Below are 17,068 nucleotides of genomic sequence, written 5' to 3'. Positions count from 1 at the left end.
TTCAATTTTGAATTTATCTCCCTTATCGCGTCATTTCAACTAGTCGACGCCTACAGGGTTTAACTTTACTTACTGGATATCTTCCTGCTAATCTTCATTTATTTAATTAGATTTTACAAACTCCTTAATCGATTGTTTCAAGTCTGTCGGAATCAAATAAAAGGAATAGTTGTAGTCTTTTGCCGGAATTTGATATTTTTCCAACGGTTGCGATACATCTGACCAAGTATCATTTCCGCCAACACCCATCTGTTTTAAGTCGACATTTAAAGTAATCTTATCTTCTTTCTTCAATTTAAACCAGTGTTTTGCTTCGACGATTGCTTTTTGTGAATAAGGCCAGGCACTCATATACAGCGGCTGCTCGCCGACAACCAAAACACCTGTATTTTTATTTTGAAGGTGCATCCAACGAACATCCATCCGATTTCCGTTTTCCTGTGGATAAAGATAATGCTCCATAAATTGATCGATGTTCATGTGATAAACACCGAGATCAAACCCATAGGCACGATCAGGGTAGTTTTCCATTGGACCTAGGCCATAATATTGGATGTCTTCAAATGTGGGATTGATCCCCATTTGAAGTCCTACTTTCGGAATATTAGGTAATCCAGCCTTCACCTTTAGCTGGTAATTTACCGATACAATACCTGGATTTTTAACCGTATAGATCAATTTTACCTGTGCAGAATCACCCGGAAGAACATACAATGTCTGTACTTCATAATCTTGGCCTTTTTCTTGAGCGGTTACCGACACTAATTTTGGTGTGCCATACCAGTATTTTAGTTTTTTCTCCGGTTTCCAGCCCCGGCGGTCATTATCCGTACTTGGTCGTGTAAAGCTGGGTCGAATGGCATCTTTGATAATTTCTTGCCCTTTGTAATTAAACGCAGTTAAACTTCCGGTCGATTTATCAAAGCTAACCTGAAATGCATTACCCGCGATCTGATACTTATCGGCAGTTTCTGTCTTGACCAATTTACTTCCTTTGTATGATAAAGGTCGTAGGGCATTAGATTGCTCCTGCAATCGGACCTGTGATGAAGACACGACAAATCCTGCCGGCGCCCATGCTGTCGCTTCCCGTAGACGGAATTGGATATCAAGCTGATATTCCTGATCTGCCAAGCGTTTAGATGGCAAATAGGAGGCGAAACTCAGTTGTGTGGAATCGCCTGCGGCTAAATCAATAGCCGATATGGGCACTTCCTTCAGCAGCAGACCATTTCTGCGAAACAATAAGACAGCATCGTAATGGTTAAGGTTCAGCACCGATGATCTATTTTTGATTTGTACCGTACTTTTTGCTGAATCAACTAAAGTGATCTCTGCAGGCTGATAGATTCGTTTATTCTCATACATCGCCGCTTTTGGTCGCCCCCAGGCATCGGTGATACCATTCAAACTAAAAGCGCCATTGTGTACTTTTTCGCCAAAATCACCACCATAGGCCAATACTTTACCATAAACGGAATCTTTGCGGATCAGTGCCTGATCTTTGTAATCCCAGATAAAACCGCCAATCAAACGTGGATGGGCACGAAAGATATCCCAGAAATCACGAATATTACCGGTCGAATTGCCCATGGAGTGGGTATATTCAACAAAAAGGATCGGACGATGATCGCCATTGTCCTGATTCAAGAGTAATGAGGGGGTGAAAATACCGGGATAGAACCGCGATACCATATCAACATAATATTGATCTTTTATATTTTGTAATCGATGGGAGTGATCGTTGGATTTTGGATAACGTGGATCCGAAGGATCGATATAACCCGGTAGTTGGTGGCTTCCCATTGCCGGCTCGTAATGTACAGGACGTGTGAAGTCGAAATCATGGATCCAGGCGGCCATAGCGGCTGTATTCGGTCCTCTCCCCGATTCATTGCCCAGCGACCAGATGATAATGGAAGGGTGATTCTTGTCCCGTTCCACCATCCGTGTCACACGTTCGTTGAGCGCCGCCAGCCAAGCTGGATCGTTCATCAACTTTCCACCTAGACCATGGGTCTCCATATTTGCCTCATCCATCACCATAATACCGTAGCGGTCACAGAGCTCATAGATATACGGATCATTGGGATAATGTGAGGTACGAATTGCATTAAAATTAAATTGTTTGATCTGACGAATGTCGGCTTCCATATCTTCCCGTGTCAGTGCCTTCCCGCGTTCGGGATGGTGATCATGCCGGTTGACTCCATATAAGTAGGTGGTTTTTCCATTGATCAAAAGTTTGCTGTCTTTTGGAGAAAAAGCGATACTCCGAAACCCGACTTGGCAAGTCTTCGCTTCAAGCAAGCGATTTTTCTTATCATACAGCGTCAGTACCAAGCGGTATAGATTAGGCTCTTCTGGGGACCATTTCTTTGGATTTTTGATCGTCGTTTCCAATAGACCAAACTTCACATTGTCCAATCTCGGATAGATCTCGTCAAAAATGGCTGAAGCCCCTTTTTCCAATGGTTTGTCGAGAATAGCTGTATTATTGCTATCATAAAGTTGTGCTTTGAGCGTAAAACCGCTGATGCTGTCACCCGAAAAATTATCAATTTTTGGACGCAACGAAAATTTAGCATCTTCGTAATTGGCGTCTAGAGTGGCCTGCCAGTGAAAATCGGCAATACGAACCTTCGGTTCAGCCATCAAAAACACCTCGCGGTGAATGCCGCTCATGCGCCAATGATCCTGATCTTCTAGATAGGAAGCATCGCTCCAACGCAGCACCTGAACGGATATACGATTTTTACCTTTTTTAAGGTAAGGTGTCGCATTGAATTCGGACGGTAAGCAGGAGTCTTCCGCATAACCTACGTATTGGTCATTAATCCACAACTGATAGGCTGAAATAACCCCGCCGAAATGTAAGGTGATGTTCATTCCATCCCAGGATTCGGGCAATTCGAATGTTTTTTGATAAGACCCTACACCATTGTAATCTTTGGGAATGCGCGGTGGATCAATTGGGCTAAATGGATAGACTGCTGAACGGTAAATGGGAATATCATAGCCCTTCATCTCCCAATTAGAAGGAACCTGAATTTTATCCCAGCCTTTGACTTCGGATAAATGAAAATCTTGAGGTGCATCAGCCGGTTTAAAGGCAAATTTAAAATCCCATTCGCCATTTAAAAAGAGCATTCGTTTATTGCTCTGCCGATCATTCTTCAAAGCTTCTTCCACTGTCTCATAGGAATAGCCCGTCGCTCGTGAGGCGTCCCGATTGATGGCGGTAATCATCGGATTTTCCCAAGGAGCAGCAATTTGTCCATTCGGTACAGGGGGAATGACTGCCGGTTTTCCGTCAACTGTCTGTGCTTGTAGCGAAGCTGCAGTCAGCAACAATAGCAAGGCAGCACTCCATTGAAACGCTGCAGTTCCTGTAGCTGATTTAATATTTATAATCCACTTCATATGCGATTCCTTTTTCCAAAACCAGCTCATAGTCGTTTCCTGAAATATGTTTTACCTGACCTTGTTTTACACTTGGAACAATTTTGCTCCGCAATTTTAATGTCCCTGTTCCAACAGGTGATTTTACCTTGATTTTGTTTTTTGATACATACAGTTCAATTTCACCCTCTGGAGTAGGAATTTTTCCCTCCATCCACGCTAAGTATGCCAAATAGGGCTTGATTTCGTACTTCGAATAACCCGCCTCCGTTGGTTGTACACCGAGATAATACTTGCCCAGCAAATAGATCGGACTTGCTCCCCAAGAGTGACAAAGGCTTTTGCCAAAATCCCTTCCATACATGGCATAATGCTCTGCTCCTTTTTTTGCTGGATTAAATTCTTCCCAGAAGGTCGTCGCACCAAGTTTTAGCATACTGCCCCAATAGTCTTTCATTTCTTTCATCACATAGTCCTTTTCACCAAGTTCACACAAAGCTTCAAGTTCGTAGTAACGCATATAAGGTGTGGTAATCTGTTGTACTTGATCATTTAACAAGACATTTGCTTTCACGCCAGCCTGCTGCTGTTCGTTCAGATAATTAAAGAAAATCGCAAACATATTGCTGTAGCGTGTCACGTTATCGGTTTGCTTACCATCAATACGACTATGTGCAAAGGCTTTTTTCTGATCGTTCCAATAATAGGCAAATAGCTTATCTTTGAGTTGTTGAGCTTCTTGTTGATAGTGTTGGTTGTCTTTCGGCTCACCAACCAAATCGGCACACATCGCCATGGTTTCGAGACTGCGGCACAGCAATAATTGTTCAAAGCTCACTTCCCCTTGCTTGCTGAGACCTTCGGCCCAGTCAATAAATACCCAATCGCCAGCTAAACCTTTCATCAAACCATCGCTATTTCTTCTATCCAAACAAAACTGCATCAGACTTTTCATACGTGGATAGATGCCTGCTATAAATTCCTTATCACCGGTATAACGATAATAATCTGCGATACTCAAAAACCAATAGAAAGTATAATCCATAATGGTGTTGATGTGGCTGATCGTAGGCTCCTTACCCCGTAACGCTAAAATGGTTCTTTTGACGGACTCGGAATCAAATCCCAAATAGTAATTCATCGCATAAGATTGATAGGCATCACCGCTCCAGATCCACCGATCACGCTTGATACCGTCAATGAAAAACTCACGTGTGGTTAATTCCATGGTATATTTGGCTACATCCCATATCTTGTTTAATTCATTATCTGAACTACGAAAGAATCCGCGATCTGCAACTGGTAGGTATTCGTACTGCATGGATACCTGATCGAACTTCACTGTTCCTTCGGGTTCTAAGTAAACAAAGCGGAAGGCTTTGGATAGATCGAGTGTACTGTCCTGTGGCTGTTGGTTTTGTATCTCAAGTAAATCGATGGTCTCACTGGTTTTCGTCGAAAGTGCTTCCTCTCGGGATTCGCCATAATAGATGTTCAGGCGACCTGTCCCCACCAGCTTATGCAGGGTAAGAAAACCAAATGTATTTTTTCCGAAATCGACCAAGATACCATTGCTTTGTTTTTCTTGCGAAAGCGCTTGTTGTGGTTTCACGGGCAATTTAAACTTGGATGGTCGAGCTGTTGGTCCGTTAAAGTTCCATTTACCAGCTTTGACATAGGTTGTCCCGGATTGATCAGACGCTTTACCTGTCTCATCAATCCATTCCTTATCTTCATAGGTTGCGTTCCAATCGCTATCTGTCGTTACATTTTTCCCTGCAACATACAGCGCGGGAACATTTCCTTGATTGTAAACTTTAATATTGATTTTTTGCTTTCCCTTTTGAAGCTTCACTTTAGCAGGTGCCCCTGGAAGCATTTTTCCGTTGATCTTGACATTATACTTGCCTTCGGCATAAATGCTGATTTCTTCATCAGCAGGCAAATCAAATTCTTTACTGAACTCGACAAGCACATAGTGACTGTCCATTTTCCAAAAAGGCGGAAAAAATGTACCTCTTTCCGTCCGGCGATTTTGCATATCGTTGCTTAACCAGACTTCATAATCTCCCGGATACCAGATCCAGGTACTTGCCTGTTGTGCAAATGCTGTCGTTGCTGCAATTAAACAACCTACAATTAAAATAATTTTATTCATATTCGAATCATTGTTAATCAATTCACTAACACCGAAACCAACGTTAACTTCGGCGGTATACGTGTTTTTCACTAGTAAAACACGCGCTATATTTTTTTCAATTGCTCACTAAAATACACGGTGAGACACAACTTAGGCTTTTGCCGGTTTATATCCTTTCAGTGCAAACCATAAAATAACAAGATAGCAGATGAAGGGTACACTATAGCCTAGCTGGGTATTGTCATGTGCGGAATCGATAATAATCCCGGTCAGAAATGGGAACAACGCTCCGCCGACAATGGACATGATCAACCAAGAAGAAGCTTGTTTAGTTTCGTTGCCGAGACCTGCAATACCAAGAGAGAAAATCGTCGGGAACATAATTGACATAAAGAAACCTAATCCACCAAGTGCATACAAAATGACCATACCTGTTCCCGAAATGGCTACCCCTGCCAATACTGCGCAGCAAACAGCATAAATGGCCAACAAACGCTGGGCCGTGGTATAACGTAACAATAGCGTTCCAACGAAACGTCCGCCCATAAAGAGCAGACCATATATGCCAAGGAAATACCCCGCAGTCTTCTCATCGACACCAGCCCCCTGTTGCGCCATACGAATAAAAAAACTGGTCACACAGACCTGAGCTCCGACATAAAAAAATTGTGCAATCACCGAAAAGCTCAAATGTCTATGTCGAAGTACAGCAAATAAGCCCCTTTTTTGCCCGGCGTTTCCCTCCGTCTTTTCACCCTGAATTTCGGGGAGTTTTACAAATAAAAAAATCAGTGCCACCCCCAGCAAGATCAAGCCCAAGGTTAAATAAGGCATTTTTACGGAAGATGCTTCATGAAGCAGGTACGTTAACCGATTGCTCTCCGTCATGGCCGCCAGTTCCGTTTCTGAATAGCTCGTCCCCGACAAAATAAAGGTGGTACCTACAACCGGAGCGACCATTGCCGCCAATCCATTAAAGGAGGCCGCCAAATTAAGCCGATGTGTTGCTGCTTCGGGCTTACCCAAAACTGCAGCATAAGGATTAGCCGCTGTTTCCAATAAGGCGAGTCCACAACCAATAATAAATAATGCCAGCAAGAAGAGCTCATACATACGGTGATCTGCCGCGGGGATAAATAGAAATGCACCTAGGGAGAAAGTAACCAGCCCAATAATAATAGACAGCTTATACCCCCATTTGCGCAAAACATAACCCGCCGGCAGTGCCATAATGAAATAAGCGAAGAAAACTGAAGTATCAACCAGTGCTGACTGGCTATTATTCAACTGACAGGCTTTTTTCAAATGCGGGATCAGAACGCCATTTAAATTATGGGCCATACCCCATAAAAAAAACAGACTGACGATCAGAATAAACGGAAGCAGATACCCCTTAGCAGAAGCTGCCCCGGTTAACTTGATCGGTGTTTTTGTACCAATTTCCATGTGATGATAGGTTAAATTGAAGCTTCCTTGCGTTTTGCCAATAGGATATGGTCTGCGACCAACACCACCACACCATGTTGATTGATAATTTCAACATGCTCAACTACGGTACCGAATTCAGGCTTTTTTGCATCGGATTTTTCAGAAATAGTCACCTCAGCGTGGATGGTATCGCCAATAAATACGGGCTTGACAAAACGAAGGCGATCGTAGCCTTTGGAAAATGCTTCCGGATTAATGACTGATGCCGTCAGTCCGATACCAATCGCAAAGATCATTGTTCCGTGCGCAATGCGCTGCCCGAAAGGTTGGGTTTTGCACCATTCCGCATCGAGGTGATGGGGGAAGAAATCGCCTGTATGTCCGGCATGAACAACAAAATCTGTTTCGGTAATCGTGCGGCCCAATGTTGTCCGTTTATCGTTTAATATATAATCTTCAAAAAAAATAGATTCGAAATGCATAATTTAATTTATTATTGGTTTTAAGGCTTTGTTTCTTTATCCTTTTGCTATCGGTTGCCCCCCTTGGGCACTGCTTTGATAAGCAGCCTCTACGACGGCCATGGTATGGATTACATCTTCAACCGCAGCTGGTAATACGGCTATTTCACCCAGTTTAAAACGCATCAGGCTACCCATGCTGCCGATGAAAGCATCGGGAAACCAAGTTCCATCGATCGGGTAAGCCACCCATTCCGGTTGGCTGCCATCTGTTGGCTTGATACAATATTCAAACACATCGGATACCCCATGCGGATAATCCATCAGCAAACCCATCGTCGCTTTTATAGCCCCCTTGGTACCTTCCCATTTGATATAACTTTCCTCATGTTTTGGCCCAAATTCATGGTCATGATTGGTATTTACAACAGCGTGTAGTGTGTCTCCATAATCAAATAGCAAGGTCGTCCTGCTGGATGATAAGGCTTTGGTTGGGTGCTTTAATGTTTTTGCATACACCGACTGTGGATCGCCTAAAAATGAGCGGATCAAATCAATATAATGAACACTGTGGTACAGAATTTCTAAGCGTGGGTGTACCATCACATGCGGAAAAAGCTGCCAAGGTGTATGTACCGATACCCGTACTTCCATATCATACAGTTCACCGATATGGCCTTGGTCGATCAGCCAGCGTGCGGCATTGACAAAGGGTGCCTGCCGAAGCTGACAGTTGATCGCAGCAACCAAGCCCTTACGTTGACAGACTTCTAATATCGCCTGACTATCTGCATAATAATCACCCATTGGCTTCTGAATCAATACAGCCGCGCCATGAGGTAATGCCTCCAAGGTTTCGATAAATTTATTGGGCATAATGGTTACATCATAAACCGCATTTTCGGGAGCCTGTGCGACGGCATCTTCCACCGTATCGTAAACATGTGGAATACCAAATTCTACTGCCAACGCTTCTGCTTTCGCCTTTGTACGATTGACAATACCATGCACATGAAAGCCTGCTTTACGATAAGCCGGGAGATGCGCATCTTTCACTATACCACCTGCGCCTATAATAATAATCGGCAGAGCAGTCTGGGGTAAAATCGTTTTATAAGGGATATCTATCATAACCATGCATTTATTTTTTCCTGTGCTTTTGTTAATAAAGAAAGACTACTTTCTTCGGTCTTAATCGCAGCAATTACAGTATCATCGATGATATGTGCAATCTGCGGCCAGTTGGCCAAGCGCGGTAATGTACGTGCAGTATCGTGCAATTCAGCCAATTTATTATAAAAGGGTATCATCTGATTGATTTCGGAATCATACCAGGTGGAGTAACGACAGCCTACTCCTCCTTCGACAGTGAGCAGCTTATCTTGTTGGCGTCCGACTGCAAAACGTATAAAGTCATAAGCCAACTGCTTATGACGACTACCTTCCGGAATTGCATACAACCAATACACATTTAATGAGGGAGACATTCCCCCTTCTGCTGAAGGAATAGCTGCTACATCCACCTTACCTTTTACGGCCGAGGCGGTATCAATTTGTGCCCAGGATGCAAAACCAAACCAATTGACCATCATAGCGACTTCACCCCGCGCAAAGGCAGCACCAGCCTGCACGGATTCATAATTGGCCGATTCGGGATGTAATCCGCTATCCTTCATAAATAAACTACGATAGAAATCCAATGCATCTACAGCCAACGGCTGATCCAACTTAACAGGTACGTCGCCTTGCTGCAAATCTCCACCGCGGGACCAAAGTTGAATACAGAAATCAAATACCGCATTATGCCCATCCGGGTAGCCTGCGAACACTGTCCCGTACAAGTTATCTTCCGGCCGCGTAAAAAATGCTACAACAGTCAAAAAATCAGCCCAGGTTTTTGGAATTGCCAAAGGTTTTCCGTAGCGTACCTGAAAACGCGTCTGTTCCTGCGGATCTTCAAATAAATCTCTTCGAATAACCAGGCATTCGGGACCATCATGAAAAGGCAGGCCAAATATTTGCTCGTCAAAACGTTGTAGAGCTTGTAAGCTTTCTGGCCAAGCCCCTTTCAGGTCTTCCGGTGGATTTTGTACGATCATACTATCCAGTACCGACAAACCCTGGGTTTCATAAGCACGTGCAACCCAATCGGTATTGATGTGAATGATATCCCAATCGCCATTATTAAGGCCTTTCTTTTCAAAGAAAGCTGCTGTTAATTCCTCTAAATCCAGCGGAACAAACTCCATCTCCACATCCGATGGATATACCTCCTGATAAGCTGCCCAACATTTCTCCATGGCACGCTCAAAGGGTTCAAATTTCCGGACAGCAAAACGTAACTTATCCATACAGTTCCTCCAATATTTTAGCTGTGTGCTCACCAAGTTTGGGCGAACCTTTTGTGGCGGTCAACCGCTCGCCATCGATTCGAATGGGACAACGGGTGGTCTCATAACGGAAGCCATCGCCCATCGTTACTTGCTGTAGCATGTCTAATATTTTAAAAGCATTATGTTCGGTCAGACGACGCCAATCCAAGACATCGGCGCACCAGATATCCGCTGCTTCGAGTATCTCCAGCCAATGTCCGGTACCCGCTGTCGTCAGGTGCTCGGCTAAGATGGCCTTAATGGTATCTCTCTCCCGAAAAGCTTGCTCTCCGTCAGAAAAACCTTCTAACGCCTTACAATTCAATAATTTACCAAGAAAAGGAATGGAACCCATCGCCAGGGCCAGAAAACCGTCCTGCGTACGATACACCCCATAAGGTGCTGCCAAATATGCATGTGCATTGCTCACTTCGCTACGTTGTGGTAACAATTTGCCATCACGAAAATAGGTTGTAACGGCCTCAAACTGTATATCCACAGCAGAATCCAACATGCTGACATGAACATGCGCTCCTATCCCTTGCATCGCTCGACGGTACAGGCAGGCCAATACGGCACTACATAGATTGGATCCGGCAAACATGTCCACAACGGAAAGTCCCATGGCTACTGGACCATTATTCGCATCGCCACTCAACCAAGTCATCCCGGTAAGCGATTGCAATAATAAATCCTGACCAGGCCGCTTCACCCAGGGTCCTTCTTTTCCATATCCCGAGATCTCTCCATAAATCACCGTCGGATTGATCTCTCGGACACCTGCATAGTCAAAGCCCAAACGTTCCATGACGCCCGGACGAAAATTATGCAACACCACATCTGCCCGCGCGATTAAATCACGTATAATCTGTTTGTCGGATTCGCTTTTCAAATCCAACACCATACTTTCTTTATTCCGATTAATGGCATGAAACACTGTTGAAGTACCATTCAATATCGTATCAGAGGTATATAATTGTCTGCAAATATCACCCGTCTCTGGTTTTTCTATTTTTATAACCCGCGCGCCTAAGTCAGCTAGCCGTAAACTTGCTAATGGGCCGGATAAAAATTGACTAAAGTCGACTACGGTATAACCTGCTAGTGGTAACATATTAATTTTCTAAATAATCGTGAACAATTGATGCCGTATGCTGGCCCACTTTTGGTGCAGGTTTATCCGCATATAAACGCTTTCCATCGATCTGGTACACGCTACGGGTGGTGGTCAGTGCGGTGCCATCTTGTAAGGTGACTTTTTGCAGCATTCCTGCCTCCTTAAAACCCTGCTCCTCAAAAAAACGATGATAATCGTTGACTGCACCACACCAGATCCCTTCGGGTTCCAAACGGGCTATCCACTCGCAGGTTGTCTTTTGACACAATACCGCAGCAAATTCTTGAAGTATTTCATCACGTCGTGAAAACCAGGTTGCAGCGTCTTGATAGAACTGTCCAGACAAGCCTATGGTTTCTGCAATATGCCCGACATTGCCCATGGCCAAGGCTAGATAGCCATCAAGGGTTTTGTAGAGTCCATAAGGCGCGCTTAAATAAGCATGCCCAGCTCCTCTAACCGTCGACCGCTGCGGCAGCTTGCGGCCATCGTTGACATGTGTGGTCAACATTTCAAACTGCATATCCAACACAGATTCCAGTAAACTGACTTCAACAAGAGCTCCCTGTTGGGTGCGTGCACGTTTCAACAATGCCGCCAATATACCTTGTGTCAGATGTGTGGCACAGTACATATCAACCACGGCCAATCCAAAAGGAACCGGCCCATCCTGCGCACAGCCCGATAACCAGGAAAGTCCCGACAGCGATTGCACGAGTAAATCCTGCCCTGGCTTTTTAGCCCATGGCCCTTCATTGCCGTAGCCAGTTACCGTGGCATAGATCATTTTTGGGTTAATTTTCTGCACGCTCTCATAATCCAAACCGATCTTTTCCATGACACCGGGGCGGAAGTTATGTGTCATCACATCTGCCTGACGGATTAATTTTTTAATATTTTCCAGATCATTTTCATCTTTCAAATTGGCTGCATACGATTCTTTATTTCTGTTGATGGTATGAAAGACCAGGCTACTCTCATCTACAAAAATATTTTTAATCGCAATCTGCCGCCCCCCTTCGCCAGCCCCTGGACGTTCAATTTTGACGACTCGGGCACCGAGATCCGCCAAACGCAGGCCAGCAGTTGGTCCAGCCATAAATTGTGAAAACTCGAGGACCAAAAGTCCTTCCAGTGGTTTATTATCCATGGCCTTCTTTATCCACTAATGATTCCCGATACATCGCATTCATCTTGTTCAAAACTGCCTTTTCGTCGCCGCCATTCCTTAGATAACCAACCACGATATCACCAGCATGATCCTGAAAATAAAGATGGCCATCATAACGCGGACGCAAATAAGCCCGATCTAATGCGGGTAGTGTACTGCTGAAATAATTGGTTGTAACGGCATTTACCTGCTCATTTTTCCAGGCACGTAAATGTCCAGGCTGGCCACCATTTTCGACATATAGCGTTTCCTGAACTTCCGGTGTCGCGACAAATCGCGCATAATCCATGGCTACATCTATATGCTTGCCCTGTGAGGATACTGCCAGTCCCGCTCCACCAAGTGTGCTGATCATAGGCGTACCATTTAATGATACTAAATCATGAAAATGCAACACCTTACGTGCATAACCTGCCCGAGCGTAATTCGAATAACCATAGGCAAATGGACAGTAAGCAATTTCATCACGCTGAGTCATTTCTTCAAACACCTTAAATGGATTTTTATCATAAAATCCGGCATCCAGTTCATCCGCAAGTGATTTGAATAATTTTAAGACCTTTATTCCAACTGCATCGCTGATTACTTTTTCGGTATCTTGGCAAGGTTCTTCACCCAAAGAACAACAAAGACCGTAGAAGTGCATCAAGGAATCAATCGGCAATAGCGAAAATCCAACCCGCCCCGCTTTAGCTAAAGCCAAGACTTCTTCGAATGTACGAGGAAGTGCTACGCCTAAGGCTTGTAAAAGATCTGGACGGCTTGCAGCAACAGGTGTCGCCGCGTCTATAGCCAAGGCCCATTGCTTGCCTAGAAAGTTGTAGCTTTCATAAGATTTCCCAACACTATTCGCCTGTTGATCGGCCAAAAAGTCTGCGGATAGGTAATCGTCAAATGAGGCAAGCATCCCCTTAGCTGCGGCGTGTCCTGTCCAAGGGTGATCTATGACCAATAGATCGTATTCCGTTGCCAGATCCGTCACTGACTTATCAGCAAATTCCTGTAAAGTCCGTTTTGTCCAAACAATTTCAACATCTGGACATAATTCTTCATAACGCTGCGCAGTCGCAACCATCGGTACAAAGCCTCTGGTATGCCCCCAGGTAATCCCCTTTAACCGGATTTTCTCTGTCATTGTATTCATGTATTATTTTATGTAGTCTTGCGGAGAGACTTATCAACCATTTTTACTATTTGATTACCAACCTTAAAATTATTCCGATCTCCAAAAACAGCAAAACATGATATTGCAGTTGTAACTATTTTCCCTATTCTTCTTGCCCTTCCAGGCACGATAATATTGCCTAGGCAACGCAGTACTATAATCTAATGTTGGTATTAAATGTGTTTATAATCTTTTTCCCTTCTAATGCTTTTTCACAAAGAAAAAGCGGTCTATAATATTCAAATATAAATACAATATTTGAATATAAAAATTTAAACTCTTTTTTCGAATAGCTAAAAACGTCTCTTCAAATACTTTTTCTATCTTTAGCCCGATCATTTGTAAGCAAAACATTTTATGACATCAAATAGCTCCGATAAATATAAAGCGCCAGCGCTCGAAAAGGGATTGCAGATCCTTGAATTTCTGGCCTTACAAGCAACAGCGCAATCCCAATCTGAGATCGCTTTGGGCTTATATCGAAGTCCCAATGAAATCTATCGCATGCTTGCATCACTGGAGTCCAACGGTTACATTCATCGTGATCCAATTTCATCTAAATATTCGCTTTCACTGAAGCTATACTATCTTTCGCACCGGCATTCCTTTGTAGAGAAACTACGGGCAACTTCATTACTACCGATGCAGGATACGTCCAACGAAATCAAAGATCCCTGTCACCTCTGCGTTATTTACGACAATCAGGTGATGGTCATCGCTTACGCCAGAGGTTCATCGCCCATCAGCATCGTTGTTGAAGAAGGCAAATTGTACAGTACTTCACAAACGGCTTCAGGCAAGCTCCTTTTAAGTTTTTCCGAAACTGAAAAAAGAAAATCCATTTTAGAAGCCGATCCGTATTACTGCAGCTTGAAGAAAGCTGAACGTCAGCAATTTGACAGCGACTTAGCCGATATCAAACGCAAAGGCTTTTATGAAATGCCAAGCGCATATGCGGAGGGCATCATCGATATTTCTGTTCCCATCGGAACCAGCGAAACAGGCATCATCGCCTGCCTCACGGTATCAAAGCTCGTTCGACGTCAAACGGGTCAGAATATGCCGACCGAAGCTATCGTTGATAGCTTAAAAAAATGCCGATCACAAATTGAATCCAATCTCGGATTAACTTGACCAAAGCTATTTAAAGAACATATATAAGGCAATCATCACAATAAAAAGGGCTATCCAGGCAGCCTTTACCCGGACAGTCGGCTTCTCGATTTTAATCTGGAAGCTATCCTTATGTTCCAGTTCATACCTGGATTTGGGCACCAACAGACTGACGGCAATGCCGATAAGCAGTAGGGCGGTAAACAAACCAAAGGATAGCATCAGATAATGCGGCCAAAACGAGTAAACATCTTTTGGAAAAATCCAGAGATAACATACACCTGTCGCCAGGCTCAGTACTGCGCCAAAAGTTAAAATCGTATTGATTGCTGCTCGATTGGTTCTTTTCCACAACACGGCCATTAGAAAAGCAACAGCTAAAGGTGGCGCAATAAATCCAAGAATAGACTGAAATACATCGAAAAGATTGAGTCCTTTAATCTGATCAATCGCCAGCGCGACGAAAACTGAAGCTAGACAGCCGATGATGACCGTATAACGCCCTATTTGGGTTATTTGCTTATTGGTCGCATCCGGCCGGATATGCTTTAAGTATATATCCATGGTGAAAACGGTACTCAAAGAATTGAGTGAGGAACCAATGGTACCCACTAATACAGCAATTAACACCACGATTACCAATCCATTCAGACCAGTAGGAAACAGGTTGGTCACCATGGTCATGTAAGCAAGTGACGGGTCTTTAAGTCCCGGAAATAAAACCGAACAGATGATACCGGTCAGGATAAACAGCGGCAAGGAAAGTATCTTGAGCCAAGCGATAAAATTAATTCCCAGTTGCCCCTGTTCGAGATTCTTTGCCCCCAACACGGACTGTACCATAGCCTGATCCGTACAGAAAAAAGCGATGGCGGCCACGGGGTATCCCAATGCAATGGCATACCAGGGATAATCGGGATCACTTGCCGGTCTGATCAACGACCAATAATTGTCGGGGGTCTGTTGCATTAAAGAACTTATGCCACCGATTTTGGAAAGTCCCAGGAAAGTCAAAAAGGCCGACACGGCGATGAGCAAAATCATCTGGAAGATATTGATCTTAGCGACTGTTCTTAATCCTCCAGTATAAGCAAACAAACCCGCCAGGGCAACGAGTACAGTAACCGACTGCCACATCTGAATTCCCAAAATCTGACGTACTAAAAATCCACCAGCAAACAGTCCCAACGACAACCATGAAATGAGCATTTTTACCAATGAATACCAAGCCAGAATAGTTTGCGTATTTGAACCGAACCGCTTGCCCATAAATTCGGGTAGGGTACGCACACCTGTCGCAATATAACGAGGGGCAAACAGCACGGCCAATAAGAATAAATAAATAAACGCATACCAGTCGAAATTGACGGCAACAATACCGGTCGTATAGCCGACTGTCGCAAAGGCCAGCAACATGGATGGTCCGACATTTGTCGCCCACATATTGAATCCAATACTGTACCAGTTTAGGGATTTTCCGGCTAAGAAGTGTTCCGCTCCGTCAGTCTTTTTACGTGAAGATATAATGCCTATTGCCAACAGCGCCACCAAATAGACGACAACAATGCAGTAGTCATAAATAGTTAATTTGTCTAAAATCGAGTTCATCTTCCCAAATTCAAGTCAACTCCAAACCTCGCCAATAATTCTTTCGGGCGAACGGGTTTTCCGGTTGTTAAAGATTCATCCATCGCTTGCAGTAAAGCAATGGTACCTATACCCTCTTTCATGTCAGGAAATGCTTCCTCTCCAGTACGGATGGCCTTTGCGAAGTGCTCCAGGTAATTTTGATATTCACCGGCATGATGACTTTTTCCTTCAAAACGGAAGTAATGCTTTAGTTTATGCTCCCAAGTTAGCATGCGTTCTTCGCCCGTTTTATCTGTAATTGCATACCGGAGATCCATATAATCCGCCTGACTAGCACCTTCAGTTCCCCGTAAAATGCAGCTCATCTCACTATCCCGTGTGACAGGCTGCACAGGCCCAGTATACGCACCACTTACTCGGGCTACACGGCCATCTTCGGCTTTGAAAATAAAATGCATGGTGTCTGGATTTTGCAGCCCTCCTTTTTTTCCGTTGGCGCTCAGCATGCCATATCCCATCACCTCTTCAATATTCGGAAGATACCAGCGGATAAAATCAACCGGGTGACTCAGCCCACCGTAAAGCCATTTGAAGGAAGATTGTAAAGACCAAGGCTTCTCCAGAAACCAGCGGTGATCAGCATGATAATAGCCTTCGATGGTAATCAACTCACCGATCAGCCCGGCTTCAAAATCTTCTCTTTGTTTCTTCACTGGTTCAAAAAAACGTGAACTCTGACCGACAAATACACGCTTATTTTTCTGAGCTGCGAGTTCCAATAAAGCATTGGCATCGGCCAGATTATCAATAAATGGCTTGGTACAGATGATATGCTTGTCATGTTCCAAAGCCAGCTGTATATGTTTTGCGTGAAGATGATCTGGTGTGTAAATTGCGATGGCTTCAATACTATTGTCATTGAGCATAACCTGATAGTCATTGGTATAATTATGAAAATCAAATTCCTTCATCCGCTTACGTCCCAGTTCCTCATTGAGATCACAGACTTTGACCAACTCTATATATGGACTCTGCAAGGCTGCAGACATCGTACTCCGGCCTTCTCCGAGCCCTAAAATCCCTAATTTTAACTGCTGTATATTTTCCAT

General features: G+C 44.0%; 12 protein-coding genes. 1 reads left to right on the top strand and 11 read right to left on the bottom strand.

The window, feature by feature from the left end:
* Positions 1-102: 102 nt before the first annotated feature.
* The 9 genes from B4G94_RS22295 to B4G94_RS22255 all read right to left on the bottom strand — a co-directional run bounded on the left by B4G94_RS22295 (position 103) and on the right by B4G94_RS22255 (position 13,235).
* A complete protein-coding gene (locus B4G94_RS22295) occupies positions 103-3,423 on the bottom strand; it encodes a glycoside hydrolase family 2 TIM barrel-domain containing protein (RefSeq protein WP_286862049.1) in 3,321 nt (1,106 codons plus the stop codon).
* Entirely contained in the window at positions 3,401-5,560 is a 2,160-nt protein-coding gene (locus tag B4G94_RS22290; RefSeq protein WP_286862048.1) for a trehalase family glycosidase, read from the bottom strand. The genes B4G94_RS22295 and B4G94_RS22290 overlap by 23 nt, the downstream gene beginning before the upstream one ends.
* A gap of 132 nt (positions 5,561-5,692) precedes the next feature.
* Complete coding sequence (gene fucP, locus B4G94_RS22285) at positions 5,693-6,988, bottom strand: L-fucose:H+ symporter permease (protein WP_286862047.1); 1,296 nt, start codon at positions 6,986-6,988, stop codon at positions 5,693-5,695.
* Positions 6,989-6,999: 11 nt separating this feature from the next.
* On the bottom strand, positions 7,000-7,452 hold the full coding sequence (locus B4G94_RS22280) for a MaoC/PaaZ C-terminal domain-containing protein (protein WP_165309219.1): 453 nt from the start codon (positions 7,450-7,452) through the stop codon (positions 7,000-7,002).
* Positions 7,453-7,488: 36 nt separating this feature from the next.
* Complete coding sequence (locus B4G94_RS22275; protein ID WP_286862046.1) at positions 7,489-8,562, bottom strand: Gfo/Idh/MocA family protein; 1,074 nt, start codon at positions 8,560-8,562, stop codon at positions 7,489-7,491.
* Positions 8,559-9,782, bottom strand: a complete 1,224-nt coding sequence (locus tag B4G94_RS22270; protein ID WP_108634917.1) for an extracellular solute-binding protein — start codon at positions 9,780-9,782, stop codon at positions 8,559-8,561. Before B4G94_RS22270 ends, B4G94_RS22275 begins: the two co-directional genes overlap by 4 nt.
* A complete protein-coding gene (locus B4G94_RS22265; RefSeq protein ID WP_286862043.1) occupies positions 9,775-10,917 on the bottom strand; it encodes a CaiB/BaiF CoA transferase family protein in 1,143 nt (380 codons plus the stop codon). The genes B4G94_RS22270 and B4G94_RS22265 overlap by 8 nt, the downstream gene beginning before the upstream one ends.
* A gap of 1 nt (position 10,918) precedes the next feature.
* Positions 10,919-12,070, bottom strand: a complete 1,152-nt coding sequence (locus B4G94_RS22260; protein ID WP_286862042.1) for a CaiB/BaiF CoA transferase family protein — start codon at positions 12,068-12,070, stop codon at positions 10,919-10,921.
* Complete coding sequence (locus B4G94_RS22255) at positions 12,063-13,235, bottom strand: ABC transporter substrate-binding protein (RefSeq protein ID WP_286862040.1); 1,173 nt, start codon at positions 13,233-13,235, stop codon at positions 12,063-12,065. Before B4G94_RS22255 ends, B4G94_RS22260 begins: the two co-directional genes overlap by 8 nt.
* Before the next feature lie 378 nt (positions 13,236-13,613).
* Between B4G94_RS22255 and B4G94_RS22250 the strand changes: the two genes are divergently transcribed.
* Complete coding sequence (locus tag B4G94_RS22250; RefSeq protein WP_286862039.1) at positions 13,614-14,390, top strand: IclR family transcriptional regulator; 777 nt, start codon at positions 13,614-13,616, stop codon at positions 14,388-14,390.
* 6 nt (positions 14,391-14,396) lie between these two features.
* Here the strand turns inward: B4G94_RS22250 and B4G94_RS22245 are convergent, their stop codons facing one another.
* Both B4G94_RS22245 and B4G94_RS22240 read right to left on the bottom strand, forming a co-directional pair.
* Positions 14,397-15,977, bottom strand: a complete 1,581-nt coding sequence (locus B4G94_RS22245; RefSeq protein ID WP_286862038.1) for a sodium:solute symporter family transporter — start codon at positions 15,975-15,977, stop codon at positions 14,397-14,399.
* Complete coding sequence (locus tag B4G94_RS22240; RefSeq protein WP_286862036.1) at positions 15,974-17,068, bottom strand: Gfo/Idh/MocA family protein; 1,095 nt, start codon at positions 17,066-17,068, stop codon at positions 15,974-15,976. Before B4G94_RS22240 ends, B4G94_RS22245 begins: the two co-directional genes overlap by 4 nt.

Source organism: Sphingobacterium sp. UBA7625 (assembly GCF_002484085.1).
GTDB lineage: Bacteria > Bacteroidota > Bacteroidia > Sphingobacteriales > Sphingobacteriaceae > Sphingobacterium > Sphingobacterium athyrii.
This window is presented reverse-complemented; position numbering and strand designations above follow the sequence as displayed.

Coding starts and splice junctions, on each gene's coding strand:
- B4G94_RS22295 (WP_286862049.1), bottom strand. CDS start 3,423: ATGAAGTGGATTATAAATATTAAATCAGCTACAGGAACTGCAGCGTTT.
- B4G94_RS22290 (WP_286862048.1), bottom strand. CDS start 5,560: ATGAATAAAATTATTTTAATTGTAGGTTGTTTAATTGCAGCAACGACA.
- fucP (WP_286862047.1), bottom strand. CDS start 6,988: ATGGAAATTGGTACAAAAACACCGATCAAGTTAACCGGGGCAGCTTCT.
- B4G94_RS22280 (WP_165309219.1), bottom strand. CDS start 7,452: ATGCATTTCGAATCTATTTTTTTTGAAGATTATATATTAAACGATAAA.
- B4G94_RS22275 (WP_286862046.1), bottom strand. CDS start 8,562: ATGATAGATATCCCTTATAAAACGATTTTACCCCAGACTGCTCTGCCG.
- B4G94_RS22270 (WP_108634917.1), bottom strand. CDS start 9,782: ATGGATAAGTTACGTTTTGCTGTCCGGAAATTTGAACCCTTTGAGCGT.
- B4G94_RS22265 (WP_286862043.1), bottom strand. CDS start 10,917: ATGTTACCACTAGCAGGTTATACCGTAGTCGACTTTAGTCAATTTTTA.
- B4G94_RS22260 (WP_286862042.1), bottom strand. CDS start 12,070: ATGGATAATAAACCACTGGAAGGACTTTTGGTCCTCGAGTTTTCACAA.
- B4G94_RS22255 (WP_286862040.1), bottom strand. CDS start 13,235: ATGAATACAATGACAGAGAAAATCCGGTTAAAGGGGATTACCTGGGGG.
- B4G94_RS22250 (WP_286862039.1), top strand. CDS start 13,614: ATGACATCAAATAGCTCCGATAAATATAAAGCGCCAGCGCTCGAAAAG.
- B4G94_RS22245 (WP_286862038.1), bottom strand. CDS start 15,977: ATGAACTCGATTTTAGACAAATTAACTATTTATGACTACTGCATTGTT.
- B4G94_RS22240 (WP_286862036.1), bottom strand. CDS start 17,068: ATGGAAAATATACAGCAGTTAAAATTAGGGATTTTAGGGCTCGGAGAA.